Source organism: Photobacterium sp. J15 (assembly GCF_963870815.1).
GTDB classification, from domain to species: domain Bacteria; phylum Pseudomonadota; class Gammaproteobacteria; order Enterobacterales; family Vibrionaceae; genus Photobacterium; species Photobacterium marinum.
Window position 1 is genome coordinate 3,226,650 of sequence record NZ_CAWMUI010000001.1, and the last position, 24,064, is coordinate 3,250,713.

Annotated in this window: 22 protein-coding genes and 1 other annotated feature; of the genes, 10 read left to right on the forward strand and 12 right to left on the reverse strand. The window is 48.6% G+C overall.

Annotated features, from left to right (window positions below):
• Nucleotides 1-98 precede the first annotated feature (98 nt).
• Entirely contained in the window at nt 99-617 is a 519-nt protein-coding gene (fldB, locus tag AACQ93_RS14470; protein ID WP_064605871.1) for a flavodoxin FldB, read from the forward strand.
• Nucleotides 618-705: 88 nt separating this feature from the next.
• Here the strand turns inward: fldB and brnQ are convergent, their stop codons facing one another.
• Nucleotides 706-2,016 carry a branched-chain amino acid transport system II carrier protein gene (gene brnQ / locus AACQ93_RS14475; protein ID WP_007464915.1) on the reverse strand — a complete coding sequence of 437 codons (1,311 nt, stop codon included), beginning with the start codon at nt 2,014-2,016 and terminating at the stop codon, nt 706-708.
• Nucleotides 2,017-2,405: 389 nt separating this feature from the next.
• Here brnQ and AACQ93_RS14480 point away from each other — a divergent pair, with 389 nt between their 5' ends.
• The gene (locus AACQ93_RS14480; RefSeq protein WP_064606733.1) at nt 2,406-3,122 is read left to right on the forward strand and encodes a tRNA1(Val) (adenine(37)-N6)-methyltransferase; all 717 of its coding nucleotides are present in this window, start codon (nt 2,406-2,408) and stop codon (nt 3,120-3,122) included.
• A 187-nt stretch (nt 3,123-3,309) separates the two neighbouring features.
• Nucleotides 3,310-4,548, forward strand: coding sequence for an ATP-dependent RNA helicase SrmB (gene srmB / locus AACQ93_RS14485; RefSeq protein ID WP_198160170.1), 1,239 nt, complete (start codon nt 3,310-3,312; stop codon nt 4,546-4,548).
• Between the two features lie 99 nt (nt 4,549-4,647).
• Here srmB and yaaA read toward each other — a convergent pair whose 3' ends face one another.
• Together yaaA and AACQ93_RS14495 are read right to left on the reverse strand one after the other, a co-directional pair.
• Nucleotides 4,648-5,421: a peroxide stress protein YaaA gene (gene yaaA / locus AACQ93_RS14490; RefSeq protein ID WP_064605872.1), complete on the reverse strand. Its 774-nt coding sequence runs from the start codon at nt 5,419-5,421 to the stop codon at nt 4,648-4,650.
• Between the two features lie 120 nt (nt 5,422-5,541).
• Entirely contained in the window at nt 5,542-6,972 is a 1,431-nt protein-coding gene (locus AACQ93_RS14495; RefSeq protein WP_064605873.1) for an alanine/glycine:cation symporter family protein, read from the reverse strand.
• A 657-nt stretch (nt 6,973-7,629) separates the two neighbouring features.
• On the opposite strand from AACQ93_RS14495, the gene AACQ93_RS14500 reads away from it, so the two are divergent.
• A complete protein-coding gene (locus tag AACQ93_RS14500; protein ID WP_007470574.1) occupies nt 7,630-7,809 on the forward strand; it encodes a DUF3545 family protein in 180 nt (59 codons plus the stop codon).
• 57 nt (nt 7,810-7,866) lie between these two features.
• Here the strand turns inward: AACQ93_RS14500 and AACQ93_RS14505 are convergent, their stop codons facing one another.
• From AACQ93_RS14505 to nfo, 4 genes are all read right to left on the reverse strand, one after another.
• Entirely contained in the window at nt 7,867-8,412 is a 546-nt protein-coding gene (locus tag AACQ93_RS14505; RefSeq protein ID WP_007470576.1) for a hemerythrin domain-containing protein, read from the reverse strand.
• A 122-nt stretch (nt 8,413-8,534) separates the two neighbouring features.
• The gene (gene ung / locus AACQ93_RS14510) at nt 8,535-9,215 is read right to left on the reverse strand and encodes a uracil-DNA glycosylase (protein ID WP_064605874.1); all 681 of its coding nucleotides are present in this window, start codon (nt 9,213-9,215) and stop codon (nt 8,535-8,537) included.
• A 170-nt stretch (nt 9,216-9,385) separates the two neighbouring features.
• Nucleotides 9,386-9,520, reverse strand: coding sequence for a hypothetical protein (locus AACQ93_RS14515; protein ID WP_007470580.1), 135 nt, complete (start codon nt 9,518-9,520; stop codon nt 9,386-9,388).
• Nucleotides 9,521-9,711: 191 nt separating this feature from the next.
• On the reverse strand, nt 9,712-10,554 hold the full coding sequence (gene nfo, locus AACQ93_RS14520) for a deoxyribonuclease IV (protein WP_064605875.1): 843 nt from the start codon (nt 10,552-10,554) through the stop codon (nt 9,712-9,714).
• A gap of 344 nt (nt 10,555-10,898) precedes the next feature.
• Here nfo and grcA point away from each other — a divergent pair, with 344 nt between their 5' ends.
• The 3 genes from grcA (at nt 10,899) to AACQ93_RS14535 (ending at nt 14,215) form a co-directional block, all read left to right on the forward strand.
• Nucleotides 10,899-11,276, forward strand: a complete 378-nt coding sequence (gene grcA, locus AACQ93_RS14525) for an autonomous glycyl radical cofactor GrcA (protein WP_064605876.1) — start codon at nt 10,899-10,901, stop codon at nt 11,274-11,276.
• Nucleotides 11,277-11,551: 275 nt separating this feature from the next.
• Entirely contained in the window at nt 11,552-12,730 is a 1,179-nt protein-coding gene (locus AACQ93_RS14530) for a dicarboxylate/amino acid:cation symporter (protein WP_007470586.1), read from the forward strand.
• Nucleotides 12,731-13,036: 306 nt separating this feature from the next.
• Complete coding sequence (locus AACQ93_RS14535) at nt 13,037-14,215, forward strand: dicarboxylate/amino acid:cation symporter (protein ID WP_064605877.1); 1,179 nt, start codon at nt 13,037-13,039, stop codon at nt 14,213-14,215.
• A 94-nt stretch (nt 14,216-14,309) separates the two neighbouring features.
• Here AACQ93_RS14535 and thrC read toward each other — a convergent pair whose 3' ends face one another.
• The 3 genes from thrC to thrA are packed head-to-tail and all read right to left on the reverse strand — an operon-like array spanning nt 14,310 to nt 19,017.
• Nucleotides 14,310-15,596 carry a threonine synthase gene (gene thrC / locus AACQ93_RS14540; RefSeq protein ID WP_064605878.1) on the reverse strand — a complete coding sequence of 429 codons (1,287 nt, stop codon included), beginning with the start codon at nt 15,594-15,596 and terminating at the stop codon, nt 14,310-14,312.
• 2 nt (nt 15,597-15,598) lie between these two features.
• Nucleotides 15,599-16,555 carry a homoserine kinase gene (gene thrB, locus AACQ93_RS14545; protein WP_007470593.1) on the reverse strand — a complete coding sequence of 319 codons (957 nt, stop codon included), beginning with the start codon at nt 16,553-16,555 and terminating at the stop codon, nt 15,599-15,601.
• A gap of 2 nt (nt 16,556-16,557) precedes the next feature.
• Nucleotides 16,558-19,017 (reverse strand): bifunctional aspartate kinase/homoserine dehydrogenase I, encoded by a 2,460-nt coding sequence (thrA, locus tag AACQ93_RS14550; protein ID WP_064605879.1) that lies wholly within the window; start codon nt 19,015-19,017, stop codon nt 16,558-16,560.
• Nucleotides 19,018-19,104: 87 nt separating this feature from the next.
• Nucleotides 19,105-19,221: a sequence feature (Thr leader region), on the reverse strand.
• Nucleotides 19,222-19,509: 288 nt separating this feature from the next.
• Between thrA and aceK the strand changes: the two genes are divergently transcribed.
• Together aceK and AACQ93_RS14560 are read left to right on the forward strand one after the other, a co-directional pair.
• The gene (gene aceK, locus AACQ93_RS14555; RefSeq protein ID WP_064605880.1) at nt 19,510-21,225 is read left to right on the forward strand and encodes a bifunctional isocitrate dehydrogenase kinase/phosphatase; all 1,716 of its coding nucleotides are present in this window, start codon (nt 19,510-19,512) and stop codon (nt 21,223-21,225) included.
• 194 nt (nt 21,226-21,419) lie between these two features.
• Complete coding sequence (locus AACQ93_RS14560; protein ID WP_064605881.1) at nt 21,420-21,881, forward strand: hypothetical protein; 462 nt, start codon at nt 21,420-21,422, stop codon at nt 21,879-21,881.
• A 120-nt stretch (nt 21,882-22,001) separates the two neighbouring features.
• On the opposite strand, the gene AACQ93_RS14565 is transcribed toward AACQ93_RS14560, so the two are convergent.
• Both AACQ93_RS14565 and AACQ93_RS14570 read right to left on the reverse strand, forming a co-directional pair.
• Entirely contained in the window at nt 22,002-22,502 is a 501-nt protein-coding gene (locus AACQ93_RS14565) for a putative 4-hydroxy-4-methyl-2-oxoglutarate aldolase (protein WP_007470604.1), read from the reverse strand.
• Between the two features lie 37 nt (nt 22,503-22,539).
• Nucleotides 22,540-22,944 (reverse strand): DUF3293 domain-containing protein, encoded by a 405-nt coding sequence (locus AACQ93_RS14570; RefSeq protein WP_084419166.1) that lies wholly within the window; start codon nt 22,942-22,944, stop codon nt 22,540-22,542.
• 394 nt (nt 22,945-23,338) lie between these two features.
• Here AACQ93_RS14570 and arcA point away from each other — a divergent pair, with 394 nt between their 5' ends.
• Nucleotides 23,339-24,058, forward strand: coding sequence for a two-component system response regulator ArcA (gene arcA / locus AACQ93_RS14575; protein ID WP_007470609.1), 720 nt, complete (start codon nt 23,339-23,341; stop codon nt 24,056-24,058).
• Nucleotides 24,059-24,064 lie beyond the last annotated feature (6 nt).

Consider the following 24,064-nt stretch of genomic DNA (forward strand, 5'->3'; position numbering starts at 1 on the left):
TGCCAAATTGCCAAAACCGACTAACACTATTAGTCAACCGATACCAACCTAGGTAGAATCCACCCTATTGTGATGCACAAACCAACTGGACTAACGGCATGAAAATTGGCTTATTCTATGGCTCAACCACCTGCTATACCGAAATGGCAGCGGAAAAAATCCGTGAATGCATCGGTGCAGAGCTGGTTGAACTGCACAACATTAAAGAAGCAGACATCAGCACGATGAATCAATTCGACATGCTGATCCTGGGGATCTCAACATGGGATTTCGGTGAACTGCAGGAAGACTGGGAAGCCGTTTGGGACCAGCTGGACGGACTGAAACTCGAAGGCAAGACCGTTGCCCTGTTCGGCCTGGGTGATCAAGAAGGCTACACCGAATGGTATTTAGATGCGATGGGTATGCTGCACGACAAGCTGCTACCGACCGGGGTGAATTTTGTCGGCTACTGGCCAAATGAGGGGTATCACTTCGAAGCGTCAAAAGCCCTGACCGAAGATAAGAATTTCTTTGTCGGCCTTGCGCTGGATGAAGACAGCCAGTACGAGCTGAGCGATGACCGTATCACCCAGTGGTGTGAGCAGGTCCTGACGGAATACAGCGAAACCCTATAAAACTGACACTAGAAACGTCAGGACAAAACAACAGATACAAAAACGGGATACCAAGGCATCCCGTTTTTTATTGGTATTCAATTGAAGCTTAAGCTGCCTGAGCATCCTGCTGGCTCAGCGCGCTACCCGCCAGGCGAGCAACAACCAGTGCAGCCAGTGTCGGCAGAACCCATGCCATGCCGTAATCAAACAGTGGCAGGATGTTTAGTGCTGACATGTCAATACCCATGAACTTAGCCGCATCAATCAGGCTGAACAGCAGTGATACAGACAGTACCGTGCGGTAAGCCAGACGTGGGTTTGGCATCCACTGGCGAACGAAGGTCAGAGCTACCAATGCAACCGCTACCGGATACAGTGCAAACAGAACCGGAATCGACAGTGAAATAAGCTGGTTCAGGCCAACATTTGCAATCACCGCACAAATCACCGCCAGGATAACCGCCCACTTCTCGTAAGACAGCTTAGTCAGTGAGCTGAAGTAATCAGAACATGCACTGATCAGACCGATAGCTGTAGTCAAACAAGCCAGCAGTACAATAGTTGACAGAATCATCTGACCAACAGGGCCAAACAATGCCTGTACGTAAGCTGCCAGAATTGCACCGCCGTTATCAGCACCTACCGCTACAGCAGAGCTGGTTGCGCCCAGGTAGAACAGTGAAATGTATACAAATGCCAGACCGGCTGCAGCAATCAGACCTGCGTAGATCAGGTAAGTACAAGTCGCCTTCTCGTCTGTCACACCTTTCTTGCGGATCACATCAACAATCAGCATACCGAACATCAGTGCCGCAAAGGTATCCATGGTGTTGTAGCCTTCCAGGAAGCCTTTGGTGAACGCCATGTTCATATAGTCACCCTGAGCTGCCAGAATTTCACCCTGCGGGTTAACAAATACCGCAATAGCCAGTACCGCCAATACCGCAAACAATGCCGGAGTAAGGAACTTACCAATCATGTCGATCAGCTTGCCGCGAGACCAGGCAAAGAACAGAGCAACAGCAAAGAAAATCACTGAGAATACAGTCAGGCTAGTCTGACCAGCATCACCCAAGAACGGCTTAACAGCCATCTCGTAAGCAACCAGACCTGTACGCGGTGCTGCAAAAGCGGGACCAATAATAATGAAGATCAGCACAGCCATCAGGGTTGCCACTTTCGGTGGCAGGTCACGAGTCAGTCCGTCCCAGCCACCACCGGCAACAGCAACGGCGATAATGCCGATCAGAGGCAGGCCAACGGCAGTAGAAAGGAAACCGAACATAGCCGGAATCATATTTTCACCGGCAGACAAACCGGCTTGAGGTGGGAAGATAATGTTCCCCGCACCTAAGAAGAAAGCGAAGGTCATAAAACCCAGCGCCATGATATCTGTGAACTTGAGTGATTTGTTCAAACTGCACCCTCCCACTCATTGCTGCATTGATGATGTGTTTGCGTAATTCTTAAATTTATTTGTCACAAATTACTTATTGCTGAATGTGACATTTATCGCAGCATAATGAAGAAAAAGAGAACAAGAAGCAACCACATAGTGAAAAACACCATAATCTTTGGTTTCACAGCTTAAAAACCAGCACAACTGGCTATTTTGAGAGCTCAGTTCGAAACATAAAACCAGCAAAAGAGAGTTATTAAAAAGATAAAAAATAGAATCAATAACCAGACAACAACAAATTAACAAAATTAAAATATTCTGATGTTGTTATCGAACTGGCTATAATGCCGATCCTGAACAAAATTCCATCCCCGGCACACGCCAATGCCGAACCTGACGGAGTGAAAATGGCAAAAGGTTTTACTTTCAAACAATTCCATGTTGATGACCACGGTTGCGGTATGCCGGTCAGTACCGACGGGGTGCTGCTGGGCACCTGGGCAGGATTACCAGAGCTAGGGGAGATACTGGATATCGGTACCGGCAGCGGATTACTGGCACTGATTGCCGCACAGCGCACCGGGCATACTTCACTGCCAGTCACCGCCGTCGAGATCGATCAGCCTGCGGCAAATGCCGCCAGAAAGAACTTTGCCGACTCTCCCTGGGCATCCCGCCTGCATTGCATTGAGCAAAATGTTCAAACCTGGGCGCAGGCACAGCCGACGGGGCGCTTTAACGCCATTGTCTGCAACCCGCCCTACTTTAACAACGGTCAGCAGGCAGACAGCCAGGCTCGGGCAACCGCGCGACATACCGACAGTCTGAGCCACTCTGACCTCCTGACAGTAATCCGCCACCTGCTCAGCGAAGATGGCAATGCCAGCCTGATCCTGCCGGAATATGAAGGACGCCAGCTGATTGAACAGGCAACTCAGCATAAATTGTTCTGCCGCCGCGTCTGTGAAGTACGCAGCACGGAGAGAAAGCCTGTAACCCGACTGCTTATCACACTCTCGCCACAATCCGGTGATACCGTAAGCGAAGCGCTTTGTATTCACCACCAGGGCGCATATTCAGAGGCATTTACGACCCTGACCAGCGACTTTTACCTGAAGCTTTAAGCCTGCTCAGGTAACAGCAAACCACCACAACTGCGCACCGTTTTGGCCTATCGTGATTTTTTTGTGCTTTAATCGGTGCGAGTTGCGGCAATTATCTCTATAATGCCGCCCCTTATCCCCATCCTCCCGTTATAGCCTTTTAAACATGCTGTGACGGGTATAAGTCTTAATTCCCGAGGAGAAATGACTGGTGAGAGACTTTTCCGAATTAGAGTTAGATAGCGAGCTGCTTCAAGCGATTGAAACAATAGGCTATGCACGCCCGACCGTTATTCAGGCACAGGCTATCCCTCACGCCCTGGACGGTAGAGATGTTCTGGCTTCCGCTCCGACCGGTACCGGAAAAACAGCCGCATTTCTTCTGCCGATGATCCAGCATCTGCAAGACTTTCCGCGCAAGAAGCCGGGTCCTGCCCGTGTGCTGGTTCTGACTCCGACCCGTGAACTGGCTATCCAGGTTGCCGACCAGGCTCGCGAACTGTCGCAGTTCACTAACCTGAAAGTCTTCACCATCACCGGCGGTATCTCTTATGACGAGCACGCAGAGCTGCTGGGTAAGACACAGGATATCGTAGTGGCGACCCCGGGCCGCCTGATGGAATACATTGAAGCCGAGCGCTTCGACTGCCGTGCGATCGAATGCCTGATCCTGGACGAAGCAGACCGTATGCTGGATATGGGTTTCGGCAAAGCCGTTGAGAAAATCAACCACGAGTGCCGCTGGCGCCGCCAGAGCCTGCTGTTCTCTGCAACACTGGAAGGCAAAGGCGTTCGTGAATTCTCACGCACCATCCTGAACGAGCCTGTTGAAGTTAACGCTGAGCCACCTCGTCGCGAGCGTAAAAAGATCCACCAGTACTACCACCGCTGTGACCATATGGAGCACAAGCTGGCACTGCTGGAAAACATTCTCAAAGAGCAGGCTGAGCGCACCATTATCTTCGTAAAAACCCGTGAGCGCCTGGCTACATTGCGAGATCAACTGGCTGCGATGAAAGTACCGTGCTGCTGGCTTCAGGGTGAAATGGCCCAGGCCGCCCGTAACAACTCAATCAGCCGTTTCCGCGACGGTACCGTCAATGTGCTGATTGCCACCGACGTCGCTGCCCGTGGTATCGACCTGCCGGACGTCAGCCATGTCATCAACTTTGACATGCCACGTACTGCTGATATCTACCTGCACCGCATCGGCCGTACAGCCCGTGCTGGTAAGAAAGGTACCGCAATTTCACTGGTTGAAGCCCACGATCAGACAATGATCGAACGTGTGAGCCGCTACATGGACGAAGAAGTGCCAGAGCGCTTCATCGAAGGTATGCGTCCGCAACACAAAAAGCCGGCGACAGTGAAGAAGAAAAAGAAAAAAGACAGCAAAAAAGACGGCAAGAAAAAAACATCAGCCAAAAAGAAAAAGGCGAAAAAGTAAGACGTATTAAGTTGTTATGAAACACAAAACGGGCTGGTCGAAACCAGCCCGTTTTTTTATAACCTGAATGCTTCGTGAGTTTTCTTATTTCAGAAGTAACTACTGTTCTTCGCGCTTGAACACCAGTTCGCTTTCCGTCGACTCCGCCGGGACGAAGTAGTAACCCGCCACATCAAACTGCTTCAATGCCTCCACAGACTCAACACGATTGTCCAGGATATAACGCGCCATCATGCCGCGGGCTTTCTTGGCATAAAAGCTGATCACCTTGTAGGTGCCGTTCTTGCAGTCTTTAAATACCGGCGTGATCACCTGTGCATCCAGCGTCTTCGGCTTCACCGCCTTGAAGTATTCATTCGATGCCAGGTTGACCAAGAGCTTGTCTCCCTGCTCTGCCAGAGCCTGGTTTAACTTGTCGGTAATAATCTCGCCCCAGAACTGGTAGAGATTACTACCGCGTGAATTAGCCAGCTTAGAGCCCATTTCCAGACGGTACGGTTGCATCAGATCCAGCGGACGCAGCAGGCCATACAGTCCGGATAGCATTCGCAGGTGCTGCTGCGCATAAACAAAATCCTCTTCACTCATGGTTTCCGCTTCCAGCCCGGTATAAACATCCCCTTTAAACGCCAGAATGGCCTGCCGGGCATTTTCCATGGTGAATTCCGGTTGCCACTCAGCAAAGCGGGCAGCATTAAGGCCGGCGATTTTGTCACTGACCTTCATCAGAGTGGCAATGTCTGCCGGGGTCAGCTCACGGCAAACTTCTATCAGCTCAGCTGAGTGATCCGTCAGCTCCGGCAAAGTATAATTTTTGGTGGCCAGAGGAGACTCGTAATCAAGTGTTTTTGCAGGAGAAACCACAATTAACATAAGGCTTTATTCCTATTTCGGCTAACTGCTCAAAGGGTAACACCGATGTAAAAAAAAGCCACGCGATAGTCGCGTGGCTTTAGTGATTTCTCTGATAGGTATTACCTATCGGAATAAAACCTATTTGTTGTTTGAGCGATCCCAGATGCCTTCTTCAAGCTGGGCATGCAGCTCTGGGTAATCGTTACTGTCAAAGGTAGGCACTTTACCCTGACCCAACTGCTTGTTGTAGTCCTTCGCCAATTTCACAACCGTGCCCGACAGCAACACTATGGCTATCAGGTTAATGATAGCCATCATCCCCATCGACACGTCTGCCATAGCCCAGACAGTCGGCAAATCAGCAACAGCACCGAACATTACCATCGCCAGTACCACGACACGGAAAACCGCCAGGCCTGCTTTGTGGTTATGCTCAAGGAAAATCAGGTTCGTCTCGGCATACGAGTAATTCGCAACCAAAGAAGTAAAGGCAAAGAAGAAGATAGCCACAGCGATAAACACTGAACCCCAGCCACCAACCTGTGAGCTCAGGGCGCGCTGTGTCAGCTCAATACCGGTAACCTCACCGTGTGGTACGTATTCACCGGACATCAGGATAATCGCTACCGTTGCCGAGCAGATAACAATGGTGTCCATGAACACGCCCAGCATCTGCACATAGCCCTGTGAAGCCGGGTGCGGCGGATAAGGTGTAGCTGATGCAGCTGCATTCGGTGCCGAACCCATACCTGCCTCATTAGAGAACAGACCACGTTTCAGACCGTTAATCATGCCCTGCGCAATAGTGTAACCCAGCGCACCGGATGCTGCTTCCTCAAGGCCAAACGCACTGCGGAAAATCATCATCAGTACATCAGGCAGCTTCTCAATGTTGGTAAACATGATAAACAGCGCCAGCAACAGGTAACACAGCGCCATCGCCGGAACCAGGATCTCTGCAGTACGAGCAATTGCACGCAGACCACCAAAAATAATCACACCCGCCATCACAACCAGGGCAATACCAACGTAAGTCGGGTTCCAGCCGAAGGCTACATTCATTGCCTGAGTGATGGAGTTCGCCTGTACCGAGTTAAAGACCAGGCCGAATGCGATGATCAGACAGACTGAGAATACAACGCCCATCCAGCGCATTCCCAGGCCTTTCTCCATATAATATGCAGGACCGCCACGATAGTTACCGTCGTCATCACGGGTTTTATATAGCTGTGCCAGTGCACTTTCAGCAAAAGCTGTCGCCATGCCCAGCATCGCAATCAGCCACATCCAGAAAATAGCACCCGGGCCACCAAGCGTCAGGGCAACAGCAACACCGGCCATGTTACCGGTACCGACACGTGCAGCAAGGCTAGTACACAGAGCCTGGAATGAAGAGATACCGGCTTTGTCTGCCTTACGGCTGTTCTTCATTACGCTGAACATATGGCCGAAATGTCTGAACTGGATCAGTCCCAGACGAATAGTAAAGAAAATGCCTACCCCAATTAGCAGGTAAATAAGCACGGAGCCCCACAACAGATCGTTCAAAAAATTAATCTGGCTTGACACGTCTCCCCCTGTAAAATCATCAAAACGCGGCCCTACCCAGCACCTTTTTATTGGCACCGAATATAACCAAAGTAGTAAATAGAGTTGTTTATAAACAACCTTTGTCGTTCTTTTTTATGTGGTATTAGACAGGTACAAACCCCTCTCTGCGAGCAATTTTGCCGTACCTGAATGCAGTTGGTATGTGTTGTGTAACTGCAGATGGCATATGATCATGCAAAGTTATGTGAGAAAAATCAATACGCACAAAGTGCATATAGTTGTTGATTAACCGCATCTCCCAGCGGCTAAAAAACACTCACAAATGTAAACAGTTAACAATTTCATTTAAATTACTCAACACATTTACGAGCAATAATTAATCAGCACCTTAACCGGATTAATGTGATCTCGTGTCAATAAACCGCCGCTAACTCCCAGCCCTTCATAGCGATTTACCCGATCACAACGATTTTTGCAGTTTCACTTTATGATTCAGCCCTCTACTCCCGATAATCCCTCAACGATAACGGTTGCTTTTTGTACAAACTGTAAGCAATTGTGAGATCTGGCCCCTCAAATATTCATAAAAAGATAACAAATGCGAAACACATCAATTTTATTTTTTTTGCCAATATGATATTTAACTAGGACCGAAGCGTAAGGAAGAGGTGCTTTATGGACAGCTATGCATTCGATGACATTCTTGCCGATGAGACGCCCCGCCGGGCTAAACGCAGTAAACCGGTAAAACGTAAGTGGCGTGAAATTGAGGCGCTTAAGGACAAGCAGAGACTTCGTAAGGAACTTGAAGAAATTGATATGTTCCGAGACTATGACGACGACATCGATTTCTGATAATTAAACCAGATATCCACCTATCAATGAAAAAGCCGGCTATGATGCCGGCTTTATTTATTTCGACGCCTGTACCTTCAAGCGTTCAGCTAGATTACGGTAACGCTCTGCAACTTTATCGCCAAACAGCGGATCGTACTCACACTGCTCATACTCAGCCGATACGGCTAACCAGTCTTCGGCAGTAAAGGTGTTTCTGAGCAAAGGCAGGATATGCTTTTCCTCAAACTCAAGGTGAGCTCTTTGCCGATTGACAAACACATTCAGCTTCTCAGCAAAAACATCCAGCGGAATCACTGCGTCCATCAAAATCATATCTACCGTTTCAGCAAACTCACGAGTCAGCTCAGACAACTCCTCATGTTCCGCCTCGAGGTTTTGCATTTCACGACTATTCGCATAATGCGACTGATAATAGCGATACAGCAAATCTTCCTTGGGGTGGTGGCAGCACTCAGCCTGTTTCTGTAAATAGTCGATAATGTCTTTAATCAGACTGTAATTAACAGGCCGTCCATGTCTAATCGCATCCAGCTTCTGTTGCAATACATTGAGCAGCCGGTTGATATAGCCATGTTCAGTATGAATACTTTCCAACATCATAGCTCGCTCCCAAAATATTCTTCCTTAAAACATATTTTGAGTTTAAACCGACTCGAAAGAACTCGCCTTGATCCTGTTTGTTTATTGATCAAAAAGTTACAAAATCACCACATTCTGGCTGATTAGATATGATTCTCTAACTTCCAGTCAATTACCGGTTTATTCATCTGCTCAAGCAGAGTATTCACCTGAGAAAAATGTTTGCAACCAAAGAACCCACGGTAGGCCGACAGCGGAGACGGGTGAGCCGACTTCAGTATGTGATGCTTTTCTCCATTGATCTTCTTACCTTTTTTCTGGGCATGAGCTCCCCACAGCAAGAAAATCACGCCTTCGCAGTGCTGATCTAATACTTCAATTACCCGATCCGTGAAAGTTTCCCAGCCGATTTTAGCGTGTGAGTGGGCCTTGCCCTGCTCGACTGTCAGTACCGTATTAAGCAGCAATACACCCTGCTCTGCCCAGTGCTGCAGGTAACCGTGATCAGGGGCCTCAAAGCCCGGGATATTATTTGCCAGCTCTTTATACATATTGGCCAGTGAAGGCGGAATCTTCACTCCGGGACGAACAGAAAAACTCAGGCCATGAGCCTGGCTTGGGCCGTGGTAAGGATCCTGGCCCAGGATAACAACTTTAACTTTATCAAGAGGCGTTGTAGCAAAAGCACTGAACACGTCTTCCTCTGGCGGGAAAATAGCTTTTCCGGCAGCTCGTTCTGCTGCAACAAACTGTTCAATGTGTTGGTAATAAGGTTGCTTTTGTTCCTGGCTGATAAGCTGCTGCCAGGTCATCGCTTCGCTCATGGCTTGCTCCTGATACTTAAATTAGCCGCTTATTCTATACCCAAATAACCTCTGGATGTTTGGATATATCCTCTTTAACGGAATAACGAATGACAAACGGCAGTTCAGAAGCAAGCCTCTATTTATATCAAGCACTACCTATATAGAAGGATAAAAGAATCAGTTGCAGATTAGTGGTGTTCTGAAGAACGGTGGCGCGGAACGGGTGTGCGCCAGTGCCCCCGTCCCTGAACCGGGCGGTTGGCCTGTGGAAAACGAATATTAAAGGCAAATCCATAACACAGCATCATCATATCCGGGTTCATAATATGCTCCTTGAAATAAGCAGATTTAAAAAGAAGGACACAATGAACAATGAAAATTTGATGCCAGAAAAACCAGTATGAGATGAACCCAATTAAATCAATGAATTAGGTTAAAGCAGAAACAAAAAAGCACTCATTTCAAAGCAGTACAGTAAGACAATGCCCTGAAAGAGTGCTCAGTTGCACCATAATCAAACTACAAACGAACGCAACTGCTCGATTTCCTGCTGCCAGATATCCGGATTAATGGTTTCTAATACCAAAGGTATATTATCGAAGCGACAGTCCTGCATCAGATAACGGAAGCAATCCCAGCCAATCTCTCCGGCTCCCAGACTATGGTGGCGGTCTATCCGACTTCCCAGCGCGCCTTTGGAATCATTCAGGTGCATACCTCGCAGGTAGTTCATGCCGACAACCTGATCGAATTCAGCAAACGTGGCATCAGTGGCGGCTTCTCCCCGCAGATCATAACCAGCAGCAAAGGTATGACAGGTATCAATACAGACTCCGACCCGGACCTTATCCTCAACCTGCTCAATAATTTCAGCCAGGTGTTCAAAACGCCAACCGAGGTTACTGCCCTGTCCGGCTGTATTTTCGATTACAGCAACCACATCCGGTACCGCCTGATGAGCCAGGTTAATTGATTCGGCGATCAGAGCCAGGCATTCCCGCTCGGAAATCTTCTTCAGGTGGCTGCCCGGATGGAAGTTCAGCAGTGTCAGTCCCAACTGGTTACAGCGATGCATCTCATCAATAAAGGCATTGCGTGACTTCTCCAGTTTTTCAGTTTCCGGAGCGCCAAGATTTATCAGGTAGGAATCATGAGGCAGGATCGCCTCCGGTGAAAAGCCATATTGCTGACAGCGCGCCTTAAATGCCTTAATCACATCCTCTTCCAGTGGCTTTGCCACCCACTGGCGCTGGTTTTTGGTAAACAGAGCAAATGCATTTGCCCCAATCCCGGCGGCATTTACCGGGGCGTTGTGCACCCCACCAGCCGCTGAGACATGGGCTCCAATTAACTTCATTTTTATACCTTCTTTCCGGGCGTTATTTTTAAACGTCAGCGATTACAAAATGATTAGATAAAGGGCACGTTATCACGGTAAATCACCGTGTTACACCCTCAAAATTGATGTAATTTTACTACATTTGATCAATTCAACTTTTTTTGAATAAATAAAAAATACACATCAACCCAGTAAATCTAATACTTAGTTGACCTAGCTCAAAAAAACAGCCCTAGCTAATTTAAGGTTTTTTGTTGTAATTTGATCTAAATCAATACCAATTTTGCATCGGGCAGGTATATAATACAGCCAGCTCAATACAAAATTGAAAAAATAACGACATCCTTTGGAGGAGTTAAGTCATGATCTCTGGTATTCAAATTACTAAAACTGCGAACAACGACCTACTGAATTCTATCTGGCTACTGGACAGCGAAACAAACGAAGCTCGTTGTGTTGCAGCTTCAGCTGGTTACGAAGCTGATCAGGTTATCCCTGCAGCTGAGCTGGGTGAATACGAAAGCCGTGAAGTTGCTATCGAAGCACCGGCTAAAATCGAAGGTGGTCAGCACCTGAACGTTAACGTACTGAAGCGTGAAACTCTGGAAGATGCTGCTAAGCACCCTGAGAAGTACCCACAGCTAACAATCCGTGTATCTGGCTACGCTGTACGTTTCAACTCTCTGACTACTGAGCAGCAGCGCGACGTAATTGCACGTACTTTTACAAACAGCCTGTAATCGCTTATTGATATATAGTAAAATAACACCTGAAAACGGCATCTCTGATGCCGTTTTTTTTTGTAACTACGGGTTACAAAACACCATTCTCCTATATTGTTCAGATTGTAACCAATCTCTGCTTAAAAGGGCCTGGTAATCACCTCCGTTTAGAGAGGAGCCGGGCATTAATTAAAAATACAGACAAGCAGAATTTCCTCTCTCCTTTAAGGGCTGAGCAGGTAATGACAATTGACGGAGCCATTACAAACACACATCTTCAGGAAACAAACTCAATGAAGTTAATCCTAAAACTTATTGCCGGTATTATGGCCGGTATCCTCATCGGATTTTTTGCCCCTGATGCGATCATTCGACTGCTTCTGACTGTGAAACAACTGGGTGGCCAGCTGATCGGCTTTACCATCCCATTGATTATCCTGTTCTATATCACTAGCGGTATCGCAAGCCTGTCGAAAGACTCTGGCTCTCTGCTGGGTAAAACTGTTGCCCTGTCATACGGCTCAACGATTATCGCCGGCAGCCTGGCATTCCTTGTTGCCAGCTTTGTGATTGCCGGTTTGCCAGAACCAGCAGCGACAGCGACCGAAACGGCAGACAAACTGACCAGCTTTATCGCCCTGGAGATCCCACCGCTATTTGGTGTGATGACAGCCCTGGCAACAGCTTTCCTGTTCGGCCTGGGTATCAGTGTCACTAACAGCAAGCACCTTAAAGCAGTGGCTGATGAAGGCCGAGGTGTTATCGACCTGCTGCTATCAAAAGTGATCATCCCGATGCTACCGTTCTACATTGCCGGTATCTTTGCCGAAATGGCAGCAGAAGGCACCGTATTCACGACCCTGAAAACCTTCGGCATCGTAATGGCGCTAGCTGTGACTATGCACTGGGTATGGATCGTGATCCAATACACCCTGACTGGCCTGGCAACCGGTAAGTCACCGTTTATGCTGATCAAAAACATGCTGCCAGCTTATTTCACCGCGGTAGGTACCATGTCATCGGCAGCAACCATTCCGGTAACACTACGCCAGACCAAAAACAGCGGTGTTGATGAGTCCATTGCCAACTTCACGATCCCGCTGTGTGCAACCATTCACCTGTCAGGCTCAACAATCACACTGGTGACCTGCTCAACCGCAGTTATCGCCCTGACTCAGCATGCAGCAATCCCGTCACTGTTTGACATGCTGCCGTTTATCATGATGCTGGGTGTAACTATGATTGCAGCACCGGGCGCACCAGGTGGTGGTGTAATGGCGGCTCTTGGCCTGATGGCATCAATGCTGGGCTTTGGCGAGGCCGAGCTGGCACTGATGATTGCCCTGTATATGGCACAAGACAGCTTCGGTACAGCCTGTAACATCACAGGTGACGGTGCGATTTCTCTGCTGGTAAACAAATTTGCCAAGAAAAATGACGCACCGGCTGGTGAGCTTCAGCCGGAAAGCTAATCATCATTAGCTAAATAATCCTTAACATAACGGCAGCCAATCTCTGGCTGCCGTTATTGTTTCCCCTGCCAATAAAGCGCACATTCTCTTCCAATTCCCCCCGATCCCTCTTACCTGACGCTCATATAACAGACAAAAGTTGCTCAAAAAGCATACTGATAGATATATCTCACTTTTAATTAAAATTTGGGCATAAATTTTAAAAATAGAGTAGTTTGTTAGCATTGCTCGCCAAAAAATGTAACAAACATAGCGAGTGATACTTTTTAGGAATAATTAAAACAACTCGCCTCAGGAGTCCGCTCAATGAAACTGATCCTAAAGCTCGTCGCCGGCATCTTAGCCGGTATCCTCCTCGGATTTTTTGCCCCTGATGCAATCATTCGATTGCTGCTTACTGTGAAACTACTGGGTGGTCAGCTGATTGGCTTTACTATCCCTCTGATTATCCTGTTCTATATCACCAGCGGTATTGCCAGCCTGCCGAAAAACTCCGGCTCATTGCTGGGCAAAACCGTCGCTCTTTCATACGGCTCAACCATTGTTGCCGGTAGCTTGGCATTTCTCGTCGCCAGCTTCGTGATTGCCGGTTTGCCAGAGCCAGCAGCAGCCAGCGCCGATGCTGCCGAAAAACTTACCAGCTTCATCAAACTGGAAATTCCACCACTGTTTGGGGTGATGACGGCACTGGCAACTGCCTTCCTGTTCGGTTTGGGCATCAGCATTACCAACAGCACACAACTTAAGAAAGTCGTTAACGAGGGACGTAGTGTCATTGATCTGTTGCTGTCAAAAGTCATCATTCCGTTCCTGCCTTTCTACATTGCCGGTGTGTTTGCCGAAATGTCTGCTGAAGGCACCGTATTCTCAACCTTGAAAACCTTTGGTGTAGTACTGGCACTGGCCATTTTCATGCACTGGGCCTGGATCACCATTCAATACACAATCACCGGCCTGGCAACCGGCCAGCCACCGGTTAAACTGATCAAAAACATGCTGCCAGCTTACTTTACAGCGGTTGGTACCATGTCATCAGCGGCAACTATTCCGGTTACCCTGAAGCAAACTAAAGAAAACGGTGTTGATGAATCTATTGCCAACTTCACCATTCCACTATGTGCAACCATCCACCTGTCCGGTTCAACCATCACACTGGTTACTTGCTCAACAGCGGTTATGGCATTGAGCCAGCATATTGCGATTCCGTCACTGATGGAAATGCTGCCGTTTATCATGATGTTGGGTGTGACAATGATTGCTGCACCAGGAGCACCGGGGGGTGCTGTGATGGCGGCACTGGGTTTAATGTCGACCATGCTTGGTTTCGGTGAGTCCGAACTGGCGCTGATGATAGCCCTGTACCTGGCACAAGACAGCTTCGGTACGGCTTGTAACATTACCGGTGACGGTGCGATTTCCCTATGGGTAAACAAGTTTGCAAGGCAAAACGCAGAACCTGCTGCTGAGCCTCAACAAGAAAACTAACGGATATTTTCATCAGACATAAAAAAACGGTAGCCAGTCGGCTACCGTTTCCTTTTATATCCTGAATTCAAATTATTAAAAGCTGAAGCGGAGGCTAGTCCTGTACGCTGTAAAGCACTTCTTTCAGTTGCCCGAAATCATTATCGCGTTCCAATGACAGCAACTCCATTGCGTTGTGTTTCGCCAGTGGTCCCGGAAGATCGATATCTTTTTCCAGAATATCATCGACCACTTCCTTGAACTTGGCCGGGTGAGCAGTACACAGGAACATACCGGTTTCACCTTCCTGCAATTGTTCAGTCAGAATCCGGTAAGCAACTGCGCCGTGCGGCTCACACAGATATCCTTCGACATCCATCTCACGCAGGGTCTCTGCCGCTTGCTCATCAGTCACAGCACCGTAACCCAGCTCGCTTAGCCCCCAGCCTTTAAGCTGACACAACTCTTCGATACGCGGCCAGTTATTTGGTTGGCTCACATCCATCGCATTGGAAATTGTCGGAATTGTCGGTTTCGGCTCCCACTGGCCGCTTTGCAGGTAGCGCGGTACAGTATCGTTGACATTGGTTGCTGCAATGAAGCGTTTTACCGGGAGACCCAGCGCTTTTGCCAGCAGGCCGGCCGTCAGGTTACCGAAGTTACCACTCGGTACCGCCACCACTAAGTTATCGCGCTCAGCTTTCGGCAGCTGGGCAACTGCTTCAAAGTAGTAGCAGATCTGGGCCATCAGGCGGCTGATATTGATTGAGTTTGCCGAGTTCAGGCCAATGTCTTTACGCAGCTTCTCATCATCAAACGCCTGCTTTACCAAAGCCTGGCAGTCATCAAACGTACCGTTAACCGCTACAGTGCTGATATTACCGCCCAGGGTACAGAACAGTTTTTCCTGCAGTGGGCTGATCTTACCTTTCGGGTAAAGGATCACCACCTTGATGTTATCCATACCGTGGAAAGCATGGGCAACCGCAGCACCGGTGTCACCGGAAGTGGCAGTCAGAATCGTGATCTTGCCATCGCTGTCACTGACCGCCGCCAGCGACTGAGCCATAAAGCGACCACCGAAATCTTTAAATGCCAATGTCGGACCGTGGAAAAGTTCAAGGGCGTAAACACCGTCTTTTACCCTGGCAACAGGCGCCGGGAACTGAAAGGCATTTTTCACCATCTGTTCAACCGTATCAGCCACAAGCTCTTCACCGATAAACGCTGACAGGATCTTGCTGCTGCGGCTGACAAAATCCATCTCCAGCAGGGCATCTACATCGCCCAGCTCAGGAAGTTCTGACGGGAAAAATAAACCCTGATTCCGGCCCAGCCCCTGACGTACAGCCTGACCAAACGAAACCTGTTCCTGATGTTCTTTTAAGTTATACAACTTCATTGTTATAGCTCGCTTCCTGTTACTTTTGATCCCTGTCCATCTAAACGGCAGACATGAACAAATCCATTTTCATTCTGAACATAATGTTCTTCCAGCCAGCGTGCAATACGCTTAGCCACGTCAATATCGTTGCAGACACTGAACATTGTCGGGCCCGAGCCGGAAATCCCGCTCGCCAGAGCTCCGGCTTCCAGCGCGTACTGGCGCGCCTCAGGAAAGCCCGGCAACAGCCTTTCCCGGTAAGGCTCCGCCACCACATCTTTGATCATTTTAGCTGCCAGCTCCGGTTGCTGTGAGTAGCAGGCATGGATAAAACCACCCAGATAGCGGCCATGGGCAATCACATCCTGGCGACGGTACTGACACGGCAGGATGGCACGCGCCTCAGCAGTCGGAACCTTAATGCCCGGATAAGCCATCACCCAGTACCAATCATCAAAACATGGCACTGACTGACTGATGATCCCCAGCTCTTCCACCATAAACTGCAAGCCACCAAGGTAACAAGGCGCCACATTGTCATAATGCAGGCTGCCGGAAATCTCGGCTTCCATTTCCCCCATTAGGGCCAGCAGCTCAGTTTCATCCAGCGGCATATCATGGAAACGGTTCAGCGCATCCAGGGCAGCAACAATCGAGCAGGCACTGGAACCCAGCCCCGAGCCAATCGGCATGTTCTTTTCAAGCGTCATAGCCACTGGTTTGAGTTGGTGCTCTTTTTTGTCCAGCTCTCGGCCAAAAACCTGCCAGCAACGAAAAACGATGTTCTCTTCTGCTTCCTGCGGCAATTTGTCGACAAAGTGCCCGACGCAAGCCAATGAAAACGGCTGTTCACCGGCCTCAACCTTTACCCGGTCCCCCAGCAACGTGCCGTCAATCGGGGACACGGCGGCCCCCAGTACGTCAAACCCGACACTGACATTGCCAATTGATGCTGGTGCATAAACCACAACACTCATTTTTATACTCCTAGCTTCCAGCCTAATGTGCGCATCAAATCAGCAAACACACCTGCGGCAGTCACCTCTGTACCGGCACCGTAACCACGCAGCACCAGAGGGATTGGTTGGTAATAACGGCTGTAGAATGCCAGAGCATTTTCACCGTCCTTGATTTTGAACATAGGATCATCCTGGCCTACCGCGGCAATCTTCACTGCACACTGGCCGTTGTTGATCTCGGCAACATAACGTAACACTTTTCCTTCTTTGGCCGCCTCTTCGCCAAGCTGACTGAAGTACGCGTCAGCTTCCGGCAAGCGTGCCATGAACTCATCAACCGAGCCTTCGCTGTCAAAGCCTGGCGGCAGCGCCTGCTCGACAACCACATCATCCAACTCCAGTGGCATTCCGGCTTCTCGGGCCAGGATCAGAACTTTACGCGCCACATCAGTGCCTGAAAGATCATCACGCGGATCCGGCTCAGTAAAGCCATTATTCCTTGCAACTGTTGTCGCCTCGCTGAAGCTCATGCCTTCATCCAGCTTGCCAAAGATATAAGACAATGAACCGGACAAAATACCGGAGAAGCGCTCCAACTCATCACCGGCTGCCATCAGGTTCTGTAGGTTTTCGATAACCGGCAGGCCGGCACCAACAGTGGTTTCGTACATAAATTTACGGCGAGTCGAACGGGCAGCCTGACGCAACTGATGGTAATACGCCATGCTCGCGGTATTGGCTTTCTTGTTCGGGGTGATCACGTGGAAACCGGCAGCCAGGAAATCTGCATACTGATCGGCAATCCCCTGGTCTGAAGTACAGTCAACAATTACTGGGTTGATAATGTGGTTACGCTTCACCAATTGGATCATTCGGGCCAGGCTAAGCGGTTCGTTGGCCTGCCCCATCAGGTCTCGCCAGTTGCTTAGCGGCAGGCCGTTGCTGTTCATCAGCATCCCTTTGCTGTTGGCCAGGCCGCAGACACGGATCATGATGCCGCTGTCGAACAGCTTCTCCTGCTGACGGCGGATCTGATCCACCAGCTCGCCGCCGACACCACCGACACCAATCACGAACACATCCAGTGAGTGCTTACTGTTAAACAGGTTCTCATGACAGGCTTTTACTGCTTCAGAGACTTTCTCAACCGGGATCACCGCCGAAATTGCCCGCTCGGACGAGCCCTGGGCAATCGCCACCACATTGGCATCAATTTCTGCCAGTGACGTAAAGAAGCGGGCAGCAACACCGCGGGATGTACGCATGCCATCACCAACCAGAGTTACAATGGACAAATCACCCATAAATTCAACCGGCTCCAACAGGCCTTCTTTCAATTCCAGCTCAAAGTTACTCTGCAGAGCCTGCTGCGCCACCGCCTTGTCTTCACTCTCGATACAGAAACTGATGCTGTATTCAGACGATGACTGAGTGATCAGAACGATGGAAACGCCCGCCGCGGACATAGCCCCGAAAACACGCGAAGCCATCCCTACCATGCCTTTCATGCCAGGGCCGCTGACGTTAACCATCGTCAGATCTTTAAGGGTCGTGATCCCTTTCACCGCCAACTTATCTTCACCGGTATCGAGTCCGATCAGGGTACCGTCTCCCTGAGGGTGGAAGCTGTTTTTGATCAAGCAAGGAATGTGGAACTGGGCAATCGGGGCGATAGTTTTCGGATGCAGAACAGAAGCGCCGAAATAAGAAAGCTCCATCGCTTCCTGATAGCTCAGGGATTTAAGCAGGCGGGCATCCGGCACCAGGCGCGGGTCACAGCTGTAAACACCATCAACATCAGTCCAGATTTCGCAGCACTCAGCACGCAGGCAAGCCGCCAGTACTGCCGCTGAATAATCCGAACCATTTCGGCCCAGCGTCACCAGTTCGCCTTTTTCATTACCGGCAGTAAAGCCCGGCATGATATTAACGTGGCCTTCCGGCAGTGGATTCTGTTTGAAATTCTGAGTGGAAACTTCGATATCGACATGCGCTTCAAGATAATCGCCATTGGCCTGCAAATACGCAACCGGGTCAATCAGACTGGCAGGCTGGCCTTTAGCTTCCAGCAGGGCTTTCATCGCCACAATCGACATGCGTTCACCCTTGCTGATCACCTTGGCATACACATTGTCCGGGCATAGCCCCAGCAGCTTCATACCATGAACATACTGGCGAAGCTGACCCAGCGAGCTCAGTAGTTTGGCATCCAGCAGTGCTCTATCCAGCTTAGGCTCTAAGGCTTCAAGTCCGCTGAACAGCTCATTGAATACAGATTCCAAGTCAGCAATCTGCAATTCCGCATCACCGGTATTAACTGTACTTTCAATCACAGAAACCAGTTTATTTGTCACTTTACCCGGTGCTGACAGCACCACTGACACATCACCCTGCTGGGCGTTATTGGTAATGATCTCCGCAGCCCGCGAAAATCGCTCTGCATCGGCCAATGATGAACCACCAAACTTTAATACTCGCATCCACTACTCCCGGCTTCCTTTATCTGTTGACTAACAGCCTAGCTGCATATCCTGCGTTGGTGTCAGCCCGATTCTTCAAAAAATGGTTAAAAAAAAGCCCGCACTTGCTGAGTGCGGGCTTTTTCTCTGAAACTTATGCGTATCAGCCCACCCCAGCACCTGTAGTGCCGGTAATTGTAATGGTGGTGGTAATAATGCTGATCGCGTTAAACATAGGTTTCTAAAATGTCGCCAATAATCTGTATTAATTTACGTTTACCTGATTCAATTGGATGAGTCAACAAAGTTTTTTACCCATCTGGTACAAGTTACTGGCGAAATGAAGATATTTTCAGCACTCAACTCATACCAAATTAGCATAAAAAACAGCAATTGATTGCACTATAACTCATCGCCGTGCATAGTAATGAGCTGGTGAATAATCAACCATTCGCTTTTCTGAGACATTGAACTGAAAAAAGTGACTATTCTTAGTGTTCGGAGGGATCCCGAATGACAGCAGCAATGGAACAGCTAGTAGCCCATACTATCTTGCAAGGCTTCGATGCCATGTACGGACGGTTTCTGGATGTAACAGCCGGAGCCCAGGAACGCTTTGAAACCCAAAACTGGACCGCCGTCCACCAGGCACTCAAAAAACGCATCAACTTCTACGATCACCATGTCGGGCTGGTCACCAGCCAAATACAGATTATGCTGGGTGAGCGCTTTGCCAATCACCAGTTTTTGATGGCGGTGAAGTCCGCTTACATCGATCTTCTACTTGATTACCCAAGATATGAAATTGCTGAAAGTTTTTTCAATTCAGTGTATTGCCGGATATTCAGTCATCGCAATATTAATCGCGATAAGCTATTTGTTCACAGCTCTCAGGAAGGTCGGATCCCGACTTACCCCACGTCACTGACACGGATCTACAACACAGGCTCCGGACTCAACAGTCTGCTGGAAAGAATGCTCGACGACACCCCGTTTACCCTCAGCTGGGAAGATAAAAAACGGGATATCGACCTGTTAGTTCACCGCCTGAACAAAGAGCTGGGAACAGCCCTAAGTTCAACTCCGACGATAGAAATGATCAGGGAGCCTTTCTTCCGCAACAAAGCCGCATACCTGGTTGGTCGTATCAGCCTAAAGGACAACCGCAGCGCCCCGCTGGTACTACCGGTGCTGAACAACAGCAACAAACAACTCTATATCGATGCCTGCCTGTGCGATGTTGATGACATCAGTGTGGTGTTTGGTTTTGCCCGCTCGTATTTCATGGTCTATGCCCCGGCACCGGCTGCGCTGGTCCGTTTCCTCAGCGAGATGATGCCAAACAAGACCAATGCAGAACTCTATACAGCTATAGGATGTCAGAAACATGGCAAAACCGAGCTGTTTCGGGAGTTCCTCCGCCATATGGAAAGCTCCGACGATAAATTTATCTCGGCTCCCGGAATCAAGGGAATGGTGATGTCTGTATTCACCCTACCATCCTATGACTTTGTTTTTAAAGTGATAAAAGATAAATTCGCGCCACAAAAAGACATCAGCCATGCCACTGTACGGGAGAAGTACAAACTGGTTAAAGAGCATGACCGGGTCGGACGAATGGCTGATACCCAGGAGTACCAGAACTTCTCAATTGAACGCAGCCGTTTCAGTGATGAGCTATTACAGGAGTTGCTTGAGGTCGCCCCATCAAAAATCAAAGTAACCGCCAATGAAGTGATCATCGAACACCTCTACACTGAGCGACGAATGATCCCGTTCAATATCTACATCGAGCAGGCCAATGATGACGATCTCCGCCATGCAGTTGATGAGTATGGCAAGGCGATAAAACAGCTGGCCGCTGCCAATATTTTCCCCGGCGATATGCTGTTTAAAAACTTCGGTGTGACCCGACACAAACGGGTCGTTTTCTATGACTACGATGAAATCAGCTACATGACGGAAATGAACTTCCGCCGGATCCCGCCTCCGCGATACCCGGAAGACGAAATGGCCGCTGAGCCCTGGTATAGCGTCGGGCCAAACGATGTTTTCCCGGAAGAGTTCCGCACCTTCCTGCTGATCAACCCAACCGTCAGATCCTTATTTAATGAGCTTCACAGCGATTTATTTGAGGCCAGCTACTGGCAGCAACTGCAACAAAATATTGCTAACCGCCAATACGAAGATGTCTACCCCTATCAAAATAAGCATCGACTGCGAAAGTAGTCGATGTACCGAAAGAAGCAACATAACAAAGGCATAATTCAGCCCAGTAATCGTAGTTTTATGCTCAAACTCTCATTCGCCGGATCTGACGTATCAATCTTCAGAATTGTGTCCTAATATTGATAATGCTGATTTTGATCAGCCCGGTATAAAAAAACGTATAACCATAACAAAGCAACAGGGAAGGTGGCGCAGTGAAAAAATTGCTGATCACAATTGCCCTGCTGGTAGTGGCGTTACCAACAAAGGCAGCAGAAAAGGGACTATTCAACCTGAGCGAAAACACTCCCGACTCATCTGGCTGGTTCTTATCATCAGAATCAAAAAGTGCCGAACAGTTCGACGTCTGGCAGATTGACAGCGGCTATGCCTATGCACTGACAGATAATACTGAGCTGTACCTGAGTACCCGGATCAAAAGTGGTAATGAATCTAAGGCGACAAGTCGCGGATTACTCTCCGGAGTTAAATACAACCTTTCATCGAAAATCAGTCTGAAAAGTGCTGTTACTTCAGAAACCATTGAGCGGGAAACTGTGCTGGGGGTTGAAGTATCCAGTCAATATGAAGTCACTGACAGGGTTAACCTGCATGCGACCGTTGATTATGAAGCGCTTGAGCAGATATATCAGTTAGGTATCGGCTTCCGATTCTGAATCGGACTGAAAAAGTAACAGAACCGTCATGATAAAATCAAAAACAGAGCAACGAATATAGATTACATTCTTATATTCGTTGCTTTTTTGCTTTCTGTGATTTTGTTTTCCCAGCCATAGCTAGTCATCACCGACCACAGACAAATCCAGCGCTTTCTTACTTAACAGGATGCCGTTTCTGTCGGCATACAGCATATCCCCCGGATAAACCAGGGTATGGGCGACTGTCAACGTGACATTGCGATCTCCTGTCTGCCGCTTCTCTGTTTTAAACGGGCATGCAGCAAGGGCTTTCACACCGATATCGATCGTGCCCAAAGTGCCAATGTCCCGCGCCGCACCATTAATCACAATACCTTCCCAGTTATTGTTATGAGCCAGCATCGCCAGTTGATCACCAAGCAATGCCAGCCGACAGGAACCATGACCATCAATCACCAACACCTTTCCGGTTCCGTCTTCAGAAACAATATCCCGGACCAGGCTGTTATCTTCGAAACAGCGCAAGGTAACAACCTCACCGTAAAAAATCGTCCTGCCGCCGTAGTCATGTGTCGGCAGTGGCAACCATCTGACATCCTCTCCATAGTGATCGCACAGGTCGGGTAGTAGATCTAACATCGCAGGCTCCTTTGTCTGATCGGCAAGTAGCGGGTCTCTACTCAGTGTAGAAAAAGTCTTTGATTTGCCCCAATTTCATTGTCATGACATCTTCCATTAACACAGGAACCAAAAAGAGCTCTCCCGACTCTACCCAGTAGATCGCATTCTGCTGCCACTGCCGAGCTAACTGTTTCGCCTGAACTAAGGAAATCGGCGCAATGAAGCTCGGTTCCTGCCAACTTCTGTCCGGAGCCTGACAAATCACGCTTTGAACCCCTTTTGTCAAATTTTCCAACTGAGATCTCAATAATTCATTTCGCAAAATGTTATTTGAGTTATTAATAACAATGCTTCCGGGATTAAATGCTGTTAGAATTGCAAAGCAAGCGTAAACAGGCTGTTGCGGCATTTTGAATAAAATCTTCTGATAGCTACACCAAAGCGAGATGTTTTCACACATTTAGAGATTTACCTTCCGGGTGACGGATTAATTTGTAGCTAATGTTAAACAAAGTGAAGATTCGTAATAGACTTACCCCTGTTTGATGTAAATCAAGAAAGCTCTAAAAAGCAGTCACGAAACAAAGCCGTAATATTGTTAGCGTGCTGTTAAGTGCATACAATCATCGCCATCCCACGGAAATTGTAGCCAATGACTCTAAATTTTAGAGTTCTTTCAGCAGTTGCTATGACACATCATCTTGCTGAAAAAAGGATGGCGTACCAAACAGGTCAGTTTTTGAATAAACAAATAGTCCTTTATCCGGGACTTTGCCTGTATGTGAATTTTTTTTATAGAATTTAACTATTCTGTTTTTGACCAGATTCCGTTTTTAGAAATTTAGGTACTGCCAATGCAAACCCCTCACATTCTGATTGTAGAAGACGAGCACGTAACACGTAACACCCTGAAAAGCATCTTTGAAGCAGAGGGTTACACAGTATTTGAAGCAAATGACGGTGCGGAAATGCACCAGATGCTTTCAGAACACCCAGTTCACCTTGTGATCATGGATATAAACCTGCCAGGTAAAAACGGTCTTCTGCTGGCTCGCGAACTGCGTGAGCAGGGCGACATGGCGCTGATGTTCCTGACTGGCCGTGACAATGAAGTAGACAAGATCCTGGGTCTGGAAATCGGTGCTGATGACTACATCACTAAGCCGTTCAACCCACGTGAACTAACTATCCGTGCCCGTAACCTGCTAAACCGTGCCATGAACCAAGGCCTGCCTACTGAAGACAAGCGTCTGGTAGAACGTTACGAGTTCAACGGCTGGTCACTGGAAATCAACAGCCGTTCACTGGTAAGCCCGTCAGGCGAACAGTTCAAACTGCCTCGTTCTGAGTTCCGCGCTCTGCTTCACTTCTGTGAAAACCCAGGCAAGATCCAGACTCGTGCCGAACTGCTGAAGAAAATGACAGGCCGTGAGCTTAAGCCGCACGACCGTACTGTTGACGTGACTATCCGTCGTATCCGTAAGCACTTCGAATCAGTGGCTGATACTCCGGAGATCATCGCAACTATCCACGGTGAAGGTTACCGTTTCTGCGGTGATCTGGAAGAGCAATAATCACAT

Bases quoted from the DNA above. Each gene is read 5' to 3' on its own strand.
- fldB (WP_064605871.1), top strand. From the start codon at position 99: ATGAAAATTGGCTTATTCTATGGCTCAACCACCTGCTATACCGAAATG.
- AACQ93_RS14480 (WP_064606733.1), top strand. From the start codon at position 2,406: ATGGCAAAAGGTTTTACTTTCAAACAATTCCATGTTGATGACCACGGT.
- yaaA (WP_064605872.1), bottom strand. From the start codon at position 5,421: ATGTTAATTGTGGTTTCTCCTGCAAAAACACTTGATTACGAGTCTCCT.
- AACQ93_RS14500 (WP_007470574.1), top strand. From the start codon at position 7,630: ATGGACAGCTATGCATTCGATGACATTCTTGCCGATGAGACGCCCCGC.
- AACQ93_RS14505 (WP_007470576.1), bottom strand. From the start codon at position 8,412: ATGATGTTGGAAAGTATTCATACTGAACATGGCTATATCAACCGGCTG.
- ung (WP_064605874.1), bottom strand. From the start codon at position 9,215: ATGAGCGAAGCGATGACCTGGCAGCAGCTTATCAGCCAGGAACAAAAG.
- AACQ93_RS14515 (WP_007470580.1), bottom strand. From the start codon at position 9,520: ATGAACCCGGATATGATGATGCTGTGTTATGGATTTGCCTTTAATATT.
- nfo (WP_064605875.1), bottom strand. From the start codon at position 10,554: ATGAAGTTAATTGGAGCCCATGTCTCAGCGGCTGGTGGGGTGCACAAC.
- grcA (WP_064605876.1), top strand. From the start codon at position 10,899: ATGATCTCTGGTATTCAAATTACTAAAACTGCGAACAACGACCTACTG.
- AACQ93_RS14530 (WP_007470586.1), top strand. From the start codon at position 11,552: ATGAAGTTAATCCTAAAACTTATTGCCGGTATTATGGCCGGTATCCTC.
- AACQ93_RS14535 (WP_064605877.1), top strand. From the start codon at position 13,037: ATGAAACTGATCCTAAAGCTCGTCGCCGGCATCTTAGCCGGTATCCTC.
- thrC (WP_064605878.1), bottom strand. From the start codon at position 15,596: ATGAAGTTGTATAACTTAAAAGAACATCAGGAACAGGTTTCGTTTGGT.
- thrB (WP_007470593.1), bottom strand. From the start codon at position 16,555: ATGAGTGTTGTGGTTTATGCACCAGCATCAATTGGCAATGTCAGTGTC.
- thrA (WP_064605879.1), bottom strand. From the start codon at position 19,017: ATGCGAGTATTAAAGTTTGGTGGTTCATCATTGGCCGATGCAGAGCGA.
- aceK (WP_064605880.1), top strand. From the start codon at position 19,510: ATGACAGCAGCAATGGAACAGCTAGTAGCCCATACTATCTTGCAAGGC.
- AACQ93_RS14565 (WP_007470604.1), bottom strand. From the start codon at position 22,502: ATGTTAGATCTACTACCCGACCTGTGCGATCACTATGGAGAGGATGTC.
- AACQ93_RS14570 (WP_084419166.1), bottom strand. From the start codon at position 22,944: ATGTGTGAAAACATCTCGCTTTGGTGTAGCTATCAGAAGATTTTATTC.
- arcA (WP_007470609.1), top strand. From the start codon at position 23,339: ATGCAAACCCCTCACATTCTGATTGTAGAAGACGAGCACGTAACACGT.